12 protein-coding genes and 2 pseudogenes are annotated in these 19,600 nt (G+C 45.1%); 5 read left to right on the top strand and 9 right to left on the bottom strand.

The features are described from left to right. Positions 1 to 449: 449 nt before the first annotated feature. Positions 450 to 533: pseudogene (locus JKP82_RS20895) on the bottom strand (Type I secretion system protein TolC); the annotation flags it as partial. Positions 534 to 875: 342 nt separating this feature from the next. Here JKP82_RS20895 and JKP82_RS13680 point away from each other — a divergent pair. The 3 genes from JKP82_RS13680 to JKP82_RS13670 all read left to right on the top strand — a co-directional run bounded on the left by JKP82_RS13680 (position 876) and on the right by JKP82_RS13670 (position 3,566). Continuing rightward, the gene (locus tag JKP82_RS13680) at positions 876 to 1,751 is read left to right on the top strand and encodes a hypothetical protein (protein ID WP_218397437.1); all 876 of its coding nucleotides are present in this window, start codon (positions 876 to 878) and stop codon (positions 1,749 to 1,751) included. 125 nt (positions 1,752 to 1,876) lie between these two features. Beyond that, positions 1,877 to 2,233, top strand: a complete 357-nt coding sequence (locus JKP82_RS13675) for a hypothetical protein (RefSeq protein WP_218397435.1) — start codon at positions 1,877 to 1,879, stop codon at positions 2,231 to 2,233. Positions 2,234 to 2,240: 7 nt separating this feature from the next. Then, positions 2,241 to 3,566, top strand: a complete 1,326-nt coding sequence (locus JKP82_RS13670; RefSeq protein ID WP_218397433.1) for a uracil-DNA glycosylase family protein — start codon at positions 2,241 to 2,243, stop codon at positions 3,564 to 3,566. Positions 3,567 to 4,078: 512 nt separating this feature from the next. On the opposite strand, the pseudogene JKP82_RS13660 reads toward JKP82_RS13670, so the two are convergent. Continuing rightward, positions 4,079 to 4,252 (bottom strand): annotated as a pseudogene (locus JKP82_RS13660) (Type I secretion system protein TolC); the annotation flags it as partial. A 312-nt stretch (positions 4,253 to 4,564) separates the two neighbouring features. On the opposite strand from JKP82_RS13660, the gene JKP82_RS13655 reads away from it, so the two are divergent. Both JKP82_RS13655 and JKP82_RS13650 read left to right on the top strand, forming a co-directional pair. Further along, on the top strand, positions 4,565 to 6,889 hold the full coding sequence (locus JKP82_RS13655) for a molybdopterin cofactor-binding domain-containing protein (protein ID WP_159532622.1): 2,325 nt from the start codon (positions 4,565 to 4,567) through the stop codon (positions 6,887 to 6,889). A gap of 3 nt (positions 6,890 to 6,892) precedes the next feature. Further along, entirely contained in the window at positions 6,893 to 7,366 is a 474-nt protein-coding gene (locus tag JKP82_RS13650) for a (2Fe-2S)-binding protein (protein ID WP_159532624.1), read from the top strand. 235 nt (positions 7,367 to 7,601) lie between these two features. On the opposite strand, the gene JKP82_RS13645 is transcribed toward JKP82_RS13650, so the two are convergent. The 7 genes from JKP82_RS13645 to JKP82_RS13615 form a co-directional block, all read right to left on the bottom strand. Then, positions 7,602 to 8,303 (bottom strand): hypothetical protein, encoded by a 702-nt coding sequence (locus JKP82_RS13645; RefSeq protein WP_218397427.1) that lies wholly within the window; start codon positions 8,301 to 8,303, stop codon positions 7,602 to 7,604. A gap of 234 nt (positions 8,304 to 8,537) precedes the next feature. Beyond that, positions 8,538 to 11,435 carry an aminomethyl-transferring glycine dehydrogenase gene (gene gcvP, locus JKP82_RS13640; protein ID WP_218397425.1) on the bottom strand — a complete coding sequence of 966 codons (2,898 nt, stop codon included), beginning with the start codon at positions 11,433 to 11,435 and terminating at the stop codon, positions 8,538 to 8,540. A gap of 143 nt (positions 11,436 to 11,578) precedes the next feature. Next, entirely contained in the window at positions 11,579 to 11,968 is a 390-nt protein-coding gene (gene gcvH, locus JKP82_RS13635; RefSeq protein WP_129739833.1) for a glycine cleavage system protein GcvH, read from the bottom strand. A gap of 26 nt (positions 11,969 to 11,994) precedes the next feature. After that, complete coding sequence (gene gcvT, locus JKP82_RS13630) at positions 11,995 to 13,074, bottom strand: glycine cleavage system aminomethyltransferase GcvT (protein WP_218397423.1); 1,080 nt, start codon at positions 13,072 to 13,074, stop codon at positions 11,995 to 11,997. 227 nt (positions 13,075 to 13,301) lie between these two features. Beyond that, positions 13,302 to 15,530: an alpha-N-acetylglucosaminidase gene (locus JKP82_RS13625; protein ID WP_218397421.1), complete on the bottom strand. Its 2,229-nt coding sequence runs from the start codon at positions 15,528 to 15,530 to the stop codon at positions 13,302 to 13,304. Positions 15,531 to 15,608: 78 nt separating this feature from the next. After that, a complete protein-coding gene (locus tag JKP82_RS13620; protein WP_218397418.1) occupies positions 15,609 to 18,254 on the bottom strand; it encodes a TonB-dependent receptor in 2,646 nt (881 codons plus the stop codon). Between the two features lie 197 nt (positions 18,255 to 18,451). Next, positions 18,452 to 19,480: a LacI family DNA-binding transcriptional regulator gene (locus JKP82_RS13615; RefSeq protein ID WP_159532636.1), complete on the bottom strand. Its 1,029-nt coding sequence runs from the start codon at positions 19,478 to 19,480 to the stop codon at positions 18,452 to 18,454. Positions 19,481 to 19,600 lie beyond the last annotated feature (120 nt).

Raw genomic sequence — 19,600 nt, 5'->3', positions numbered from 1 at the left:
TTCCCTTAAGAGCATTTTCGTTCTTTTAACTGTTTTGCGTACTCTTTCTCATAAAACCGCAATACATACTACTGATTTGAGTATAAGAAGAATTAAATCTATTTGCTACCCCCTGTGACAAGTGCCTTTTTGACTAGATTGGTTTGTTGAAATATCGAATTGTGGGAGTGTTTTATGACGTGTTAGTTTGATGAACTTTATCTATTTTGAATGTTGGCTGGATATATGGATGTGTGCGTAAGTCTAATTTTATTTTAAAGGCATTTATTCTTTTACTCGCGTAAAGTGTCACTAAATCTATCTATTTAGGCGCAACGCTATCCCAGTAACCGCCTAGCGCTTTATCTCCCCTGCTGATGTTGATTATGGGCTAAATTGCAAACACTTCACTTAGGGTCTTCCACCCATTGGCGACGATGCTAGCTTTTGCCGCCTTCCTCAACACATCAGAATGCGCGGCGTACACAGCGAGAAACGCAGTGATTATATGGTGTATCTAATAAACTAATTTGCGGCTTTCTGGCCTTAGACATCAGGACTTTCTAACGTTGCTTTACTCCTTCAACAGTGTGAATAGCTAACCAACTTAAAGAAAGTGTACTGCGGTGCAGTTTAGATACCACTTGCTATGCCTGTCTTATTAGCTAGCTACACCAAAGATTTATAGTCAACCAGCGACAAAATATGACTGTCTTGTTTAGTGGAAATTGGAGAGATGCTTGGTCAGCTAAAAATATAAAAACATACATTTCAACAACTTATGACTATCTGCTAAAATATTATCAATGCAAATAATATTTTCACTTGTAAAATAAAGGACAATCCGTAAAATCACCAGCCCAGAAATTAACATAACCTATAATATGCAGGCTGGCATGAAACAGATAAAACACAAATTCATTACCCAAAAGCTTATTGAAGAGCGATCAGAGCAACTACTTAAAGCTCATATCAAGGCAAGCAAATGCATGACCTCTTTCATGCCAAAGATTGAAAGAGACATTTATGCAGACGAATTGCAGTGCACAATAGAGCGTCAATTCCGCTACGGAATATGTGGTCACTTGTTTGAAGGCGAAATGTTACCCGATGATTTTTCGATGATGGAGATATTTTCATTATTGGAAAAGCTCTACGCAGACTATCCGTTTCACGCATTCGATGATAACTCTATAGCCGTTATTGAGACAATAAAGCTGGCAGCCAGGGCACGTCACGAGCTAGTCATAAACGATGATGTCAGTATGCGTGAGCTGTACGAGTTGGATGACGATTTTGAATACACTAGTGGCCAGATAGAGTTGCGAGAGCTTGCATCTATCGCTGATATGTCAGTCCAAAGTGTCAGAAATGAGAATTCAAAAAGCACTACGCCGATAAAGTTTAAGCCTATAGGCGGAAAACACTATACCTCTGTAGAGGAAGCTAAGAGCTGGCTTAAACAACGAAACTCTTTCAAGCCAACAATAAACTTCAATGAGCTGCATGAGCGTGAGCAGCGTGATAATACTTTCTACGTGCCTGTTGCAAAAGACGGTACTTACTTCTCTAGCAAATGCAGAATGACTCGAGGATATCAAATTGGCGAAAAAGGTGCCGAGCGTTATATCGAGTCGTTTATAGATGCTAGAAATGAACTACTGTATATGCCACTGGCGAAGTGGCGCCGACCAAACGATAAGGGGAATTTTGGCGTTGTTACAGCCGTCGAATGGACGTTTATTTCTAAAGATGAAGTTTTGGAAGTTTAATTCAAAGGGAGTGTGGCTCACGTGAAATCACAAGTTAAATATAAGAAAGCAGTATCCACAAAGCGTATCTCTGCTGACGCAGAATTTATCCTAATGCTTCTCGGTATTATATTAGAGGATGAAAAGTGAAAATAACGAATCACGCCGAGCTCCGCCTTGCACAGCGCTCTTTTCATGAAGAGGAGTTGAAAATTCTTGCTGCGATTGGTGTTGTCGTTGAACAAAAAGGTGGCACATCTTTGTCTATTGTTCCAAAGGCTGAAAAAGCAAAATGGATAGGGGCAATAAAAGAGGCTCTCTCAATGCTTTGTGGCCTTACGAACATACCTCTGCAAGAAAAAAAACGAGTACGCAAAGTACTTGCCCGTACTATTGAGAGACTGAGTGCTAAGAACCAGCCCTATTTTGTAAGTTATGACGAGGAAGACACAGTGATCACTTGCGGGCATTACACCGCACGTCGTTTGACAAGAAACCACTGAGGACATTATGGACAACAATCAATTAAGTGAAAATATAGAAGCACTTAGCGCCTATAGCAACGGCTCGCCTTTTTGCGAAGAACTTCATATCGAGTCTCGTGGCGACATCGATGTGTACTTTTCGCCATTTGAACACGTGAACAAGCAGGCAAAAGTTGTGTTGGTCGGCATATCGCCGGGCGCGACTCAGGCTAACATAGCCAACCTAAAGGCCTCTGCGCTAATTAAAACTGGCGAGAGCATGGATACCATATCGGAAAAGGCTAAGCAAACCGGTGCATTCAGTGGCGCTATAAGAAATAACCTTATTCGCCTGCTGGACTACATTGGTATTAACAGTAAGCTTGACATAGATAGCTGTGGAACGCTGTTTACCGAAAACAATCACTTGCTTCACAGTACATCAGTTTTTCGATATCCGACATTGCAGGCAGGTAAGCCTATCAGTTCAGCCAAAAAAGGACTTTCAGACCCGCTACTAAAGCAAATGGTAGACAATTGTCTAGCTGACGAAGTTCGTCAGTTACCTCAATCAGCGTTTTATCTTCCTATGGGTCAAGGCGTAGATAAGATTTTACTCGCTCTGTGCGATCGTGGGCTATTAAATAGAAATCAATTACTCATCGGTTTGCCACACCCGTCGGGTGCAAACGCCGAAAGGGTCGCTTACTTTCTGGGAGAGAAAGCTCGGGACAAGCTGTCAGATAAAACTAACGCTGACACGATTGACGATGCTAAGCGACAGCTATTAACTCAACTAAATCGACAGAACTTGAGTGGCGAGCCATTGAAACGCTTCGGAGACACACAACAGCGCTCTACAATAACAACGGCAGCGCAAAGGAGTGGCCCATCCGAAAAAGGTATTGAGAAAAAAAGTCAGTCAGTTTCTGCTGCCAGCCTCGGCTCAATGGCGTCAGCTGCCGACGGTTTTATGCTTGATGATATTGAACGGAAAATACGTGAACACGTTGCTGAGTTAAGCCTTGAAGCAATACCAAGCAAATCCAGAACATCAAAAGAATTGGCTATTTTACGTGGTGATAATACCGTCGCCTATATCAGTCGTAAAACAGGACTCAAAAAAGGGGTACTGGTTGTCACATTCCATCCCAGCATGAGTTCTAAACTCGATAGTATGACGAGCGAAATGAACGGCGTGAGCATCAGCCCCGGCAAAGGCTCGCGTTATATATCCAGTTCAAACTACAGAGGCTTCAACAGCAAAGGATACTCTTCACAGTTGACTTCTAATGAGCATCAGGCAGTTGCTTATAAAGTTGATTTATCGGAGGGATTTAACACGCTTAAATCCTTTCTGAAGGCGTGTTAGACTTTACCTGAAAACTTAGGAACTAACGCACCTGCTAATAGACTTTTTATGCAGGTGCAATGATTTCTAATTATGAAATCTATCCGAACTTCATTCCCCCTAGAACTTCTTTTAGACGAGTTCTTCGCTCGTCCGTTGAGAAATAATCTCGCGGGCGTTCGCCTGCGAGTATTGGTAACGAGATATTAAGCCACTTGTCCCTCAACTCCCGCTCACCCGAAAAAAGAATATTAAACTATTAAGCAAGGCAATCATCTTTAGAAATAGTAGAAATGCAAAAATGACAAGCTCGACGATTCAGCACTAGGCTATTGATGCAGATAAATTTACCTGTTTTGGAGATTGTCTTTAAAAGTAGATATGTGCGTAAGTCTAATTTTTACTCAACGGTATTTATTATTTCGCTCGTGTGAAGTGGCACTAAATCTATCTATTCAGGCGCAACACTATCCCAGTAACTGCCTAGCACTTTGCCGCCCCTAAACCCGTTGCTGGTGTTGATTGTGGGCATAAATAGCAAACACTTCGCTTAGGGTATGAATTCGGTCTTCCCCCCATTGGCGACGATGCTCAAAGCTTTTGCCGTCTTGTTCACCACATAAGAATGTGCGGCGTACACAGCGAGAAACGCAGTGATAATATGGCGTATCCAATAAACTAATTTGCGATTTTCTGGCTTTAGGCATCAGGATTTTCTAACGTTGGTTTACTCCTTTAACAGTGTGAATAGCTAACCAAATTAAAGAAAGTGTACTGCGGTACAGTTTGGGTGCCACGTGTTATGCCTGTCTTATTAGCTCAACTCACAAAAAATATGCTCCTTACACTAGGGGAGCCCCCAACTTTAGTATTACTTACCATTAATGTTTAAAAAACTATACTTTATGATAACATCCGGTTAACAGATATTTAGCAAGCTGCAAATGCCTGCGTTAAATAAACGACTTTTCTTAAGCTTAAGTTAACGATCGAAGGTCTTGAACTGAAAAGGAGAATTTATGACAAAAAGCAACCATGCAGAACAAATAGAGACGATTACCTCCTCACAGAAACATGATCAATCCGATAGTGATGACGAACACATTGTCGAGACAGAAAACACCGGACGAAGAAAGTTTATTGGTTACATGCTCAAGGGTTCGAGTTTTGCCGTTGCGTTACATATAACCGGCGGTGCTCTACGTCCTCAGGATGCCAACGCCCAGTTGTTAGGAATACCGGAGCTTGCAGATGAACTGGATTTAACAGACCTGCTGCTCATCTCCGGTGACCCTTTCTACTACGATTATTTAATTAAGATAACGAGTGATAACCGTGTCCGTTTTGAGCTTCCACGAATGGAAGTGGGGCAAGGTATATTAACCGCTGCAATGATGATTCTTGCCGAAGAGCTGGACGTTGAAATGTCCTCCATTGATGCGACTTTATCTCCGGCAGAAATCAGACGAGCGACTGGTCAAATTACAGGAGGCTCTCACGCCATAACCTCTCTTTGGGATCCGCTGCGCAAGGTCGCGGCAGCTCTGTTACTTAAGATAAAATTATCAGCCGCAGTGCATTTCGGGCTTTCTGTGAACGAAATTAGCACAGAAAATGGCTTTGCGATTGATAACGATGGCAGCCGCATTGCTTACTCTGAGCTCACCGCAGGTGTTGAAGGACGCAACGATGCCGCTCGACTGGCACAGCCTAAAGATCCGTCACAATACAAAATTATCGGTACGCAGCAAAAGCGGGTTGACGCGCGCGATATCGTCACCGGCAAACTAGATTTCGCGATGGATCTCGACGTAGTACCAGATGCGATGCCCACTTTGGTCGCTAGGCCACCCAGCTTAGGTGGTCGCGTGATCACGTTTGACGATTCTGAGGCAATAGGCCTGCCCGGCGTCCTTGCCATCAAAGAAGTTCCGCTGGATGTTGATGCAAATTCCTCTGGCGTGGCCGTTGTTGCGCGTTCCTTTGGCGAAGCATTTCGTGCGCGTGATGCACTTAATATTTCATGGAGTGTGGGTGCTGCCGAAAATCTATCTGACGCCGAGGTCATTGAGCAGTTACGTGCGATAAACCTGCCAACCTTACCTAATATTCCTCTGGCTACCGATTCGGTTGGCGGCGAGTTCATCTTTCCTTATTTGGCACATGCCCCCATGGAAACCATGACAGCAGTTGCCGATGCAACCGGCTCAAAGGTCAGGGTATGGACTGGTGCCAAGACGCCACTTGCAGCACAAGCCAAAATTGCGCGTGACCTTGGAGTCTTACCCACTGACGTCGAGTTGAATGTAATTCAGAGCGGCGGCTCATTTGGCCGTCGCTTATTTTTTGATGCAGCAGTTGAAGGCGCTCGTATTTCACAAATTGTAAACCGACCCATCAAACTTATGTTTACTCGACAGGACGACACAAAGTTTGGCCGCGCACGACCGCTCAGCTTGCATAACGTAAAAGCGACTTACACTAGAGGTTTTTTAATTGGCAAAAAAGTGTTGTCGTTTGACCATCGCGCTGCGACCGCTGAATTGGATCTCGAACATGGCTTTGGCGACGGTATTACTGCATTGGGAGGAGAATTAGCGCCCGCTGCTTTCAGCCAGACAATCTGGCACTCAACGCAACTAGTGCAATATAAGTTTGGTGTAACTTCCTTGCTGCTAAACGAAAAAAAATTCGTTGTGCCAACCTCCTCTTGGCGCGGCATCTACTCCGGCACAGCTGCCGTCGCAAACGAGATAGTTGTTGACGAATTGGCACGCGCAATGAACAAGGATGAATACCAGTTCAGGTTACAAATGCTGGATGATGATCGCTCCAAAGCTGTTCTGCGGAAAGTTTCTCAAGAGGGCAATTGGGGAAGGAGTATGGAAAAAGGACGTGCCCAGGGCCTCGGGTTGCATAAAGAGTATAAGTCTCGAGCTGCCGTGCTTGTTGAATTACAAACGTTCAAAGATCCGGAGAAAGAAAGTAAAGTCACCAAGATTGTTGTCGCGCTGGATGTGAACCGAGTATTGAATCCCACCGGCCTTGAGGCGCAAGTTATCGGTGCGGCAACCGATGCCATTACCTACATGATTCGCACCAGTTTACACCTCGACAATGGCGCAATACGCGAGAGCAGTTACGGCGATTTTGAAATTGCTCGAATGCGCAACACGCCACCGGATATTGAAGTGCATTTTATGCCGCCTAACGGAGAAACACCGGGAGGTGCAGGCGAGTTGGTAGTGCCTGCGGCGGCAGCGGCGATAGCCAACGCATTTGCCAGGGCGACGGGTATTGCACCACGTCGTTTTCCACTTCGTGACTTCTATCCAGAGGGTTAATTCATGCCACAAATTACATTTAATGTTAACAATAACCCGGTTTCTATCGACGCTGAAAACGACGATGAGCTCCTGTATCTCTTGCGTGATCGGCTTGGTATTACTGGCCCAAAATATGGTTGCGGTGTTGGCGTGTGTGGCGCTTGCACTATCTTTAAAGACGGTGAGCTAGTCCGCCCATGCATTGTTCCGATGGAAGAAGTGGAGGGTGCATCGCTAACCACTATTGAAGGGCTTGCGGTCGATGACATTCTGCATCCGGTGCAAGAAGCATGGATAAACGAAGATGTCGCTCAGTGTGGGTTTTGTCAGGCGGGACAAATTTTAACCGCCGTCAAACTCTTGGAGTCTAATCCCAATCCCAACGAGGATGACATTGATGAAGCTATGAGCGACAATATCTGTCGCTGTGGTACCTATCATAGGATTCGAAAAGCCATTAAACATGCTGCAGCTTTGATTCAGCAGACGACATAAGAGGCTAATTTTTGGGAAAACGGGTTGGGCTGAGAAGAACACCTTAATTTGTATAAGCTCAGATCTAATCTGAGTATTTCACCTATAGGGTCGGTAGTCTTGTAGACTGCTTAAAGCGAATTGCAGGAATTTCACCTGCTTTTAATTGGAGGGCTGCTCTACGTACACAGCTGTCCAACAGCGAGCCTTGACGGGCATCAAAAGACAAACAGCAGAATTTGATAACAGTCAGCAGTCAAATTCTTGTTCCAATTAAAAAGGAGCAGTTCTCGGGCAAGCTCCCCGCATTTAAAGACACCAGCTCCACAAAATCTATTTCACTTACCTTGTCAGCGTCCCTAAACCGCTTTATTTCAAAATAATAGTCTGCATAAGTAGCTCCTTTCTTTTTCAATTCTAAAAAAGGGTACTGTCTATATTTCCACACACCAATAACCATATCAGTGCCCGTGCTTTTTGTAGCCATTTCAAGAGTGAAAGAGCCATCCTTATGAAGATATAAAGAAGTAGCTTCACTACAGTCTTTAGCCTCGTATTCGTTCACTAAATCTTGTCGGAAAAACATTCGTTTATTGTCTTTGTTTTTGGGCAATAGAAATAGAGCCATTGAACTTTTTGTATACCAATGATTTCCTTTACTCAAACCTTCAATTCGCTGTATTGTGAAACTGGCAGTAGCTGATATGTAAGAGGCTATATCAATAGCTTCAGGTTCAAGTAAAATTAATGAGTAGAGAAGAGTATTTTCGGTAACACTCGCGGGAAAGTCGAATTCATTCAATTGAACGCGAAATTTTTGAGACGAATCAAAAGCGTTGCTAATTTCGTCTCTTTGAGTGCTATCTAGGTATTTTGCATAAACATGAACGGTAGTTTTGCTCGCACACCCCGATAATAAAAGCACTAAGAAAACTAAAGTATGGTTTAAGATTTTCATCCATGAACTCTGATGGTGAAGCTGATTACAAGTGTAATCCAAAGTTTATGATTAAACAATAATGCTATTTTTGCTTACAAACTCCGTTGTTCCCCAGTGTCCGCTTCACGTACACAGCAGTCGACTAAATACTAGCAAGGCATAAACTGGAACAAAAAAGCGAGCCAAATGGCTCGCCTTTCAAATAACTCAGCACTAGCAGCAACGCTGCTAGCTCAAAAACAACCTACTCCCCTACCCCTCAATATAACTCTCTATACTAGGGCAAGAACAAATCAAATTACGGTCACCAAACACATCATCAATGCGGTTAACCGACGGCCAGAATTTATTTCTGTGTACTTCTGGTACTGGGTACGCCGCTAGGTTGCGGTCGTAGCTGCGGTTCCAGTCGCTGTCACAAATATCGGCTAGCGTATGTGGTGCATTGTGTAACGGGTTGTCAGTGGCATCCCACTCGCCGCTTTCTACTTTCGCTACTTCTTGGCGAATGCTTATCATGGCATTTACGAAGCGGTCTAGCTCGTATTTTGCTTCCGATTCAGTCGGCTCAATCATTAGCGTGCCGGCTACTGGGAAGCTCATAGTTGGCGCGTGGAAACCGTAGTCGTTTAAGCGTTTTGCTATATCTACTTCGGTTACCCCGCTGGCTTCTTTTAATGGGCGCAGGTCAATAATACATTCGTGGGCTACACGGCCGTTTCGGCCTTTGTACAATACGTTGTAGTGCCCTTCTAACGCCTTGGCTACGTAGTTGGCGTTAAGTATAGCTACTTCGGTTGCCTTACGTAGGCCAGCCGAGCCCATCATTTTAATGTACATGTAGCTTATTGGCAGAATAGACGCACTGCCCCATGGTGCCGCTGAAACCGCACCGCAGTCTTTACCTGCTGTTTCAATATTCACTACCGTGTGGTTTGGTAAGAAAGGCGCAAGGTGCGACTTAACACCAATTGGCCCCATACCTGGGCCGCCGCCCCCGTGTGGAATACAGAAGGTTTTGTGTAGGTTTAAGTGCGATACGTCTGAGCCTATATAACCAGGTGACGTAATGCCCACCTGCGCGTTCATGTTCGCGCCATCCATATACACTTGGCCGCCGTACTGGTGCACAATTTCACACATTTCACGAATAGTTTCTTCGTACACACCGTGGGTAGATGGGTAAGTGATCATAGCGCACGATAAGTTATCGCCCACTTCTTCGGCTTTCTTGCGAAGGTCGTCTAAATCTACGTTACCGTTGTTGTCACACTTCACTACCACTACGTTTAGGCTAACCATTTGTGCCGAAGCTGGGTTAGTGCCGTGTGCTGAACTTGGAATTAAGCATACGTTTCTGTGCCCTTCACCGCGGCTTTCGTGGTAACGCTGAATGGCCAACAAGCCTGCGTATTCACCCTGTGCGCCTGAGTTAGGTTGCATAGAAAGGTTGTCGTACCCGGTTACGTTAATTAACCACTCGGCTAGCTCGGCAATCATTTCTTGATAGCCTTCTGCTTGGTTTAGTGGTGCAAACGGGTGAATTTGGCCGAATTCAGCCCAGGTTACGGGGATCATTTCCGCAGTAGCGTTTAATTTCATGGTGCATGAACCCAATGAAATCATTGAGTGGTTCAACGCTAAATCTTTATTCTCTAGGCTTTTAATATAACGCAGCATTTCAGTTTCTGAATGGTACTGGTTAAACACTTCGTGAGTAAGAATATCGCTGGTGCGTAGTAGGTTTTCTGGAATGGCGCTAGCAGGCTGCGTAGTTACATCGGCATCTAGTGCTTCTACGCTTAAGCCGTGGTCGCTGCCTAGAATAACGTTAAACAAGGTAGCAATGTCTTCACGGGTAGTGGTTTCATCAAGTGAAACCCCAACTGCGCCTTCTAAATCGGCACGTAGGTTTAGGCCGTGTTCGTAGCCTTTGTTTAGTACTGCGTCTTTGTTATCTACCAATACGGTTAGGGTATCGAAGTAGGTGCTGTGCTTAAGGGCTACACCCTTGTTTGTAAGCCCTGCCGCTAAAATATTGGTTAAGCGGTGTATGCGCTGAGCAATGGCTTTTAAGCCTTTAGGGCCGTGGTATACGGCGTAAAAGCTGGCCATGTTAGCTAGTAATACTTGCGCGGTACAAATGTTCGAGTTGGCTTTTTCGCGGCGAATATGTTGCTCGCGAGTTTGCAATGCCATACGTAGTGCTGGGCGGCCGCGGGTGTCTTTACTTACGCCAATAATACGGCCAGGCAATGAACGCTTGTAGCTGTCGCGTGTTGCGAAGAAGGCAGCATGTGGGCCGCCGTAACCCATTGGTACACCAAAGCGTTGTGCGCTACCTAGGGCAACGTCTGCGCCTAGTTCACCGGGCGATTTTAATAACACCAAGCTCATTAGGTCGGCGGCTACTGCCACTATTCCTTTTTTCGCTTGAACCGCGGCAATAATGTCTGAAATATCGGTGACTTCACCGGTAGTGCTTGGGTATTGCAGTAATGCACCAAATACATCGTGATCGGCAGCTTCGCTAGCTGGGCCGGTAATAATACCAAAACCAAACATTTCAGCGCGTGTGGCTACTACGTCGTGAGTTTGTGGGTGTACGTCGTCAGCAATAAAGTAACTGCTGGCTTTTTTGTTTTTTGATACACGCTTTGCCAATGTCATGGCTTCAGCGGCGGCGGTGCCTTCATCAAGTAATGAAGCAGACGCTAGCTCTAAACCGGTTAAATCAATGGTTAACTGTTGGAAGTTAAGAATAGCTTCTAAACGGCCTTGGGCAATTTCTGGCTGATACGGGGTGTAGGCGGTGTACCAACCTGGGTTTTCCAATACATTGCGCAAAATAACGTTAGGCACGTGGGTGTCGTAATAGCCCATACCAATGAAAGATCGGTTCACTACGTTTTTGCCAGCAACTGATTTTAATGCGGCTAGTGCATCTACTTCGGTTGCCCCTTCGCCTACTTTTAGCGGCTCGGGTAGCGCTATGCCAGCCGGTACGGTTTGCGCAATTAAATCGTCTAACGATGTTGCGTCAATGGCCGACAGCATTTGTTGAATTTCTTCTTCGCCTGGGCCTACGTGGCGGCGAATGAATGCGTCTTTTTGCTCTAGTTGAGCTAATGTAGGGGAAGTATTCGACATAACGTTGTTAAGCACTCGCAATGTATTGCCCCGAAAGGCAGGATAAAACACAAATAAAAACGTAAAGATAAAAAGGGGCCAATTAGAAGCCCCTTTTTAATTATTACTGGTTACTACGCTCCGGTTTAGAAGCAACGAATGAATTACTCTTCGTCAATGCTGTTTTCGTAACCGTCAGCGTCTAACAAGCCTTCAACTTCTTCGGCATCATCTGCTTTAATTTTGAATAACCAGCCATCGCCGTAAGGGTCTGAGTTTACAAGCTCTGGTGAATCTTCTAGGTCTTCATTAACGCCAACTACTTCGCCGCTAATAGGCGCGTAAACGTCTGAAGCCGCTTTTACCGATTCAGCAACAGCGATATCGTCGCCAGTACTTACGGTGTCGCCAACGTCTGGCAGTTCTACAAATACCATATCGCCAAGCAAGCCTTGAGCGTGCTCAGAAATACCTACAGTGAATACCCCGTCACCTTCTGGGCGAACCCATTCGTGGGTAGATGCGTAACGTAAATCTGTTGGAATGTTGCTCATAATCGTTCCTGTTATTCTCTGTTAACTTATAAAACACTTTTTCCGTTGCGAACAAAGGAGGGCTTAACCACTTTTACTGTAACCCACTTTTTGCGCATTTCCACCTCAACAGTTTCGCCAACATCTGAAGGTACTCGTGCTAATGCAACAGAGTGGCCTAATGTCGGTGAAAATGTACCCGAGGTAATAATGCCTTCGCCGCTTTCGGTTTTAATTTTTTGACCGTGGCGCAACACGCCTTTATCTGTCATCACTAAGCCTACTAACTTGTCGGTACCGACTTCACGCTGTGCTTCTAGTGCGCTGCGGCCAACAAAGTTACGATCGCTTGGTTCCCACGTAATGGTCCAGCCCATGTTAGCGGCTAATGGCGATACGGTTTCATCCATATCTTGGCCGTACAAGTTCATGCCTGCTTCTAAACGAAGTGTGTCACGTGCACCTAAACCACAAGGTTTCACGCCTGCATCTAGCAAGTCTTGCCAGAAGCCTGCGGCTTGCGCGGTTGGTACCATAATTTCGTAGCCTGCTTCACCGGTGTACCCAGTGGTAGCAATAAATAAATCTTCAGCTTGTACGCCGAAAAATGGCTTCATGCCTGCAACCGCTTCTTTTTGCGCGGCGCTGAAAAGCGTTGCGGCTTTTTCTTTGGCGTTAGGGCCTTGCACGGCAATCATGGCGAATTCTGGGCGTTCGGTAATAGATACGTCGAAACCTTCAGCGTTGCTATTAAGCCAGTTCATGTCTTTTTCGCGTGTGGCTGAATTTACTACTAGGCGATAGTTAGTTTCATCGAAGTAATACACGATTAAATCGTCTACCACGCCGCCTTCTTCATTCAGCATGCCGCTGTATAGCGCTTTGCCTTTTACTTGAAGTTTAGCAACGTCGTTGGCAAGAAGGTGTTGAAGGTATGCTTTGGCTTGTGTGCCTTTTACATCAACAATGGTCATGTGCGACACGTCGAACATGCCTGCATCTTGGCGAACTGCGTGATGCTCTTCTATTTGTGAACCATAGTTAATTGGCATATCCCAGCCAAAGAAATCAACCATTTTGGCACCAGATTCTAGGTGCTTTGCATGTAGGGCGGTGGTGTTAGACATTCCACTTTCTCTTAGGTAAGGGTAGAAAACACCATCGAGTATAGTGAGTGAAATAAGGCACAACAAATTGAAAATTCTTATCAATACATTTATAAAGTTAATGTATACAATTTACTACATCAGGAATTCAAATGAAGATTTGCGCGGTAAATAAAAAAATACCCACCTAATTGTGTATCAGGTGGGTATGACGATATTGCTTATAACAGGTTTATGCTAAGCCAACTTTATTGGCTCTGTGTAACTTCGTTCATTGCTTTTTTTGCTAGTGCGATGGGTGCTTCTGGTTCAATCAATGGCGGAATTGAAAGGTCGTTAATCCACTCACTTTCCCACTCAATTAAGGCCTGCTGCTGCGCTGCATCATCAAAATCCACGCCATCTTCCCTTGCCGTACGGTAGGCTGTTAAATATTGCTTCCAGCGCGGGAAGTAGTAGGTTGCATACATGCCCTGCCAAGCTTTAGAGGCATAGTCTTTCAGCTTAGGCCCACCCCACTGGGTTATTTGCAGCCGCGCGTTTTTAACGTAATAGGCCGATTCTTCTTGTGTTTCGCCATAAGCACTGGCGTCACTTAACCATGAATGCAAATTTTCTTGATGCACGCCTAGCAAGGTGTCTAGGTTCTGCACTGCTAACTCTGCCGCTTTTAATTGTGTATTGCCTTTCTCGAACTGCTTTTGCTGGTATGCGCGTAGGGCTTCCTGAAGCATGCTGTCTATATGTAGCGATACAGACTGTTTAATTAAATCGACAAGATCGTAGGTAAATAACGGCGAATCACTATATTCGTGTGCAATGGCAAGTAACTGGTTAATGCCTTTATCTAATTGTTCAAGATTTCCCGGGTGCCCTTCAAATTGAGTCATGGCAATACTCGGGCGCTTAAACAATAGGTAAGCTCCGGCAGACCCTTCCCACCAGCGACTTTGCCAATAGTTAACAGAGAATACCCCTTCAACTACATGTTCCCATGCCGCCATAAGCTCAGGTGAGCTTTGGCCATATCTAGCCTGCGTGTACGTAGACAACCACGCCTGCATGTTCGGTTCTGGGTTCCATGGCAGGTCGAACAAAAACTCGTATGCTACTGAATTATTGTGAATTCCTTCTGGGAATACCCCAAAACCAGTTAGCATGCCTGCATTTTCTGACTGGGTGACAACACGTAGCTGTTCAACATAGTCGGCAAAATCGGCGTATACGGGGTCGGAACCCCCATAATTATGTATAAAACCGAATATCCACGGCTTGCCTTTAAAGCCCTCTGTTCGTTGCCACACATGATAGCGGTCGTTGCCAATATCGTGGATCATAGCTTTGTTGTCTGGCACATCTTTTAGAAAGGCTTCTATAGAATCTAAATCCCAGAACTCTTCGTCGGCACCAAACATCCACCCTTGCATTACCCACACCGCATTGGGCGCTGCTTGCTGAATAGACGCATAAATACGTTTACCGTAAGAAGCAAGATCGGCATAGCGGGTTTCCTCCGACACAGGCGGTAACATTTCATTGAAGGCGTCTGAAAGGTAATACTGTTGTTCGCCGTATTCGGCGGTATAAATGTCGATGAAGCGCTTAGCGACTTTATTGAATAGCGGGTCGGCAGGGTCTAGCCAATAGGTTGCGTTCTCAAAGCCTGTCCAACGTGGCATTTCATATATTTTGGCCTCTGGGTGTTTATCTACGAAGGCTTTAGGCACATAACCACTGAATGCCGGCACCACGGGCTTCATATCTAATTCGCTCATTCGGGCTAAAATTCGTTTTTGCAGCGCGTGCTTTTTATCTATCCAACGTTGCGGTAACGGCCCTTCGTGGCCTTCTATGTTGCCCATGCGTTGCCACGGCGTAAAAGCAGGCCCTGAAAAATAGTCAGCCAGTTGTGCGTCGTTTATACCAAATTCTTTCCATAAGGCTTGCCATACATATTCTTGGCCTTCCATAGCAACCGGGTTATTTATCCCGTGTATCGCCATCCAATCAATCTCTTGTTCCCATCGCTGCCATGTCCACCATGGAGTGGTATAACCGTACGCGCACACGTTTAAATAGGCTCTTTGCTGGAATGGTGTTTCTATTTTTTTACCATCATATGCAGGAAAAAAATCAGGAAATTCAACACGGCTGCCTTCCCAGCTTACCGACAACGCCCCTTGACTACGCAAATACTGATATGCGCCGTACGCCAATGCGGTGTTACTGTTGGCCACCACTTCGGCCTTCCCATCGGTAACATCTACTTCGTACCAGTCGCTACCGGCATCGGTTACTTTCCGTGTGGTTATATTAGGTACCTGCCCGTTAGATACTCGCTTCAGCACGTCTTGCACGCTTGATTGCTCTTCTCCTGCTACAGCTGCGGTGCTTTCCACTTGTGTTTCACAACCTAAAAGCACTGTTGCAACACTAAAGCACACTATGCGAAAAGAAGATGACCACGTTTTTTTCATTGTGTTAATTCCTGACACCAAACAAATTTTAAGTGTTATACACTGCCACCACCCATGTGATGGCGGCAGTGTCATTTATTAAAATGCGTAAACCGCACTTAGGTAATAACTCGAACCGATAATACTGGTGGTCTGCCACACTGGCTTCTCATCGGTAAAGTAGGCTTCTTCGTTATTACCATTTATATTTAGTGCACCAAATCGCATATTAAGCGCTTCGGTAACGTTGTAGCTAAGCAAAATATCTATTTGGTTTCTGCCATCAACAACACGCCCTTCCCTTGCAAAAAACGCATCGGTATTGTCTTGAATGTAAGGGCTTCGGTGGTTTAATGCTATGCGAGCACTAAAAGTATCATTTTCCCAATAGCCAATAATATTCCAGGTCTCTTCAGAAGAATTTGTTAACACGAAGTCTTCGCTATCTTCTGCATCAATAAAGGTATAGTTAGCAGAAAAACCAAAGCCTTTTATTGGCAGTAGCTGATCTAGCCCTTGATTCCAGCCTAACTCGTAGCCTTTTATACTAGTGCCTGAATCGTCGTTGTAGGTACTGGTAATTTCATAAATATTGCCGCTGGTATCTACACAATCGGAAGGCGTACCACTTAGCGCCACATCGTTGTAATTGTCAGGGCAAACAAATTCAGACACAGAACCGTTCTTTATTTCTTTCCAGAACAAGGTTAACGCTACACTATCACCCTCACCGTAATACCATTCAAGGCCTACGTCGGCTTGATCGGCCGTCATCGCTTCCATGTTAGGCTGCCCAAGGTCAACCGTATACGTAGTTGTACCGAAAGAATTGCTTGCCGAGGTTTCAGAAGCGGCAATTTGCGTATTTGACGTTAGAATGGGGCGCACCAATACTTTAGCCGCCGCAAAGCGAGCTTGCACATCATCGGTTAGCTCTAACACCAAGTTTACACTGGGTAAAAAGTTGCTGTAGTCGTAGTCGTCTGCGTACTCACCCACAATCAGTCGAATTTCGCCGTTGTCTGGGTGACTGTCACCAGTAAGATAGGTGTTCACGGTTCTATCGGTGGTTTCATAACGCCCGCCTACATTACCGCGCAGAATTAAATCGCCCAAATAGGTTTCGAAATCTAGCTGCGAATATAACGCTAATACATCGCGGGTAATCCCATAAGACGATTGCGCCGCAAAGAACGTAGGCACAGTAACGCCTTCGGCAACAAGCGCATCTCGATAAGCTTGAATATCAGGTGCAACCCACCCATGTCCAATCGACATTTGGTTATCGAGAAAGTCGGTTACCATAAAGTTATAATCAGACATTAGCGGTAAATCGTCAGGGTCAGCATCGCCTATCGCGAATCTGTCTGTACGGTATATATTACGGTTAAACTCTTCTTTGCGGTATTTGGCTCCGAAAGAAAAACCAGTAAAAACTTCACCTTGTAAAGCACGTTCAGCGTCAAACTGAAGCGCTGTCTCTGACGCGTCCATATAGCGAGTGGCACCATTTGGGTATTCGTTACGTGGCATATCTGCTGGGTATAACGCAGGGTCTGTTAAGTCTTCATCTACGTTAAACACCACATTATTGCGGTCAGAAATATCCATGGTAGCAGACACGGTAGTGGCCAGAATAACAGCCTCTTCCGCGTGCACAGCGTCACCTTTGGTATAATGGGCAACGCCTGACAGCGTCCAGTTTTCTGTTTCGTAGGTAGACGCTAACGTAAACGCCTTACTGGTGGCTTGCTTGTCTTCTTCTTGACGGTTGTTTTCAAGGGTGAAATCGTCAATTCGAACGCGGTTATATACGCCATTTTCTGGTTCGCCCAATAAAGTTATATCTTCACGATCGAACAAAAATACCTGCTGATTTAAATCTTGCTGAGTGTCGTCGTCAGCATAAATCACCGTGAATACGGTTTCGAAATTATCTGTTGGACGCCATTGAATTGCGCCATTCATAAGGTAACGCTTGGTTTCCCGGTCTATCCTGCGATAACGAGGTCTTCGCGGTATGTCGTTCCCTTCATCATCACTGAACCAGCGCCCCATCCAAAAGTTATCAACGCGATCGTCAAGCTCCTGATAACCCGCATTTAAGAAAACACCTACCGTGTCATCAGCAAATTGGTCGATATAAGTAATGTTACCCTTTGGCGTGACATCGTCAGTGGGCGAAAACTCTGAATACTGCCCTTTCAAAGATGCCACCACTTTACGTTCGCTGTATGAAAGTGGCTTGGTCGTATCTATGTTGATAGTGCCAGATAAGCCGCCGGTATCCATGTCGGCACTTGGCGATTTGATAACAGAAATGCTTGACGCTAATTCAGATTGAATAATGTCGTACCGAAAACCACCCGTGAAATCGGCACTGGCCATGGTTTGCCCGTTAATAGTGGTACGCGCATATTGTGCGCCTAATCCACGCACACTAATTGTCGATCCTCGCCCATTAATATTCGAAATTTGCACACCCGGAATACGCTGAATGGCCTCGGCGATATTTTCAGTAGGAAACTTACCAATATCTTCTGAGGTGATAATGTCCGCAACTTTGGTCTCGTCTCGTTTCATTGCGGCTGCTTGTACCAGACTTGAACGATAGGTAACGTCTATACGTTCAATATCGTTGTTTTCACCTGATGGACTGTTTTGTGCCACGGCATGTATGGGCGCACCAAGGGCGCATACTATGGCAGTAGCAAGTATGGTTCTGTTTGGAAGTGACTGGTTCATTTGTGGTTCCCACATTCATTCACACTGTTGTTGTTTTCAGCTTCAGGCAACCAGCTGAATAGATTTTATTTATTATTATTTTCGGTGACTTTTTCATCACTCCATTTTGACGCTACCAACTTATGTCAACGTTGTCAAACGTGAGCAATAAGTTTTTACAGCAAAATTTCAGTGTGGGAATAGTGGTTACAGAGACCTTATTTGTCGTTCTGCGGCTTACTGGCAGAGTCGCGCAACACCACATCTAATGTAAAACCTGAAGAATCAACCGAATGTACATCTTTGCTTTGCATCATTTTGATGACCATTGCAGCAGCAGCAGCGGCTATTTCAAAGTTGGGTTGATTAACCGTAGTTAAGTGTGGCCATGTTTGTGTTGAAAAGGGGCTATTTTCAAATCCAACAATAGAGATGTCTTCTGGCACTCGAAGCTCTTTTAGCCTTGCCATAAACACTGCACCGGCGGCAATTTCATCGTTACAGGCAAAAATAGCCGTGGGTCTCGGCGACATTGAGAGCACTTGCTTTGTCATCGCCATACCAGATTCAAACGTAAACTCGCCGTCTACTATTAGGTTCTTATCAACCCTTGCGCCAACCTCTTCATGGGCATCTTTAAAGCCCTGCAGCCTACCTAAGCTAGATTCATGCGACGCATGATAGCCCAAAAACGCTAAGTGCTTATGCCCTAGCTCTAATAAGTAACTTGTCAGCTTGTGTCCTGCCTCTACGTCGTCGACATGCACAACAGGCGCAAGGTTATCAGGCGCAGATGCACCCGACAAAATACGTACTACTTTGGCATCACGGTTAAGCAAAAACGTCACCAGCTCTCGGTTTTCTGACAATGGTGGGGTAAGAATAATACCCCCTATTTGGCTTGAGTTAATCATCGCGGCCAACTCTTTACCCACCTCCTCAGAACGAGAATCTGTAGGGTGAATAACTAACTCAAATCCTTGCTTACGGCACTCTGAAATAATGCCATTTTGCATTTCAATTACATAGTGGCTATTTGGGTTATCGTAAACGAAAGCCAATGAAAACGGAGATTTCCGCATAACCCTGGCAGTATGATTGGGCTGGTAATTGAGCTGTTTTATACACTCTTGAACGCGTAATTTTACTTCTTCACTTACATTTTGTTCTTGGTTTACCACCCGTGACACGGTTTTGAATGACACGCCAGCTAGTTTAGCGACATCCTTGATCGTTGGCTTTTTCATGAAGGTAATCTTACGCGTTAAAGTTAAGTGCTTATCTTTTAAAAGCATAAAGATATTAGTAGTTACAGGCAACTGTAACTATCAATATCTACTTACACGAACAATTGAATGAAAATCCAA

It is taken from the genome of Alteromonas lipotrueae (assembly GCF_019249215.1).
Lineage (GTDB): Bacteria > Pseudomonadota > Gammaproteobacteria > Enterobacterales > Alteromonadaceae > Alteromonas > Alteromonas lipotrueae.
This window is presented reverse-complemented; position numbering and strand designations above follow the sequence as displayed.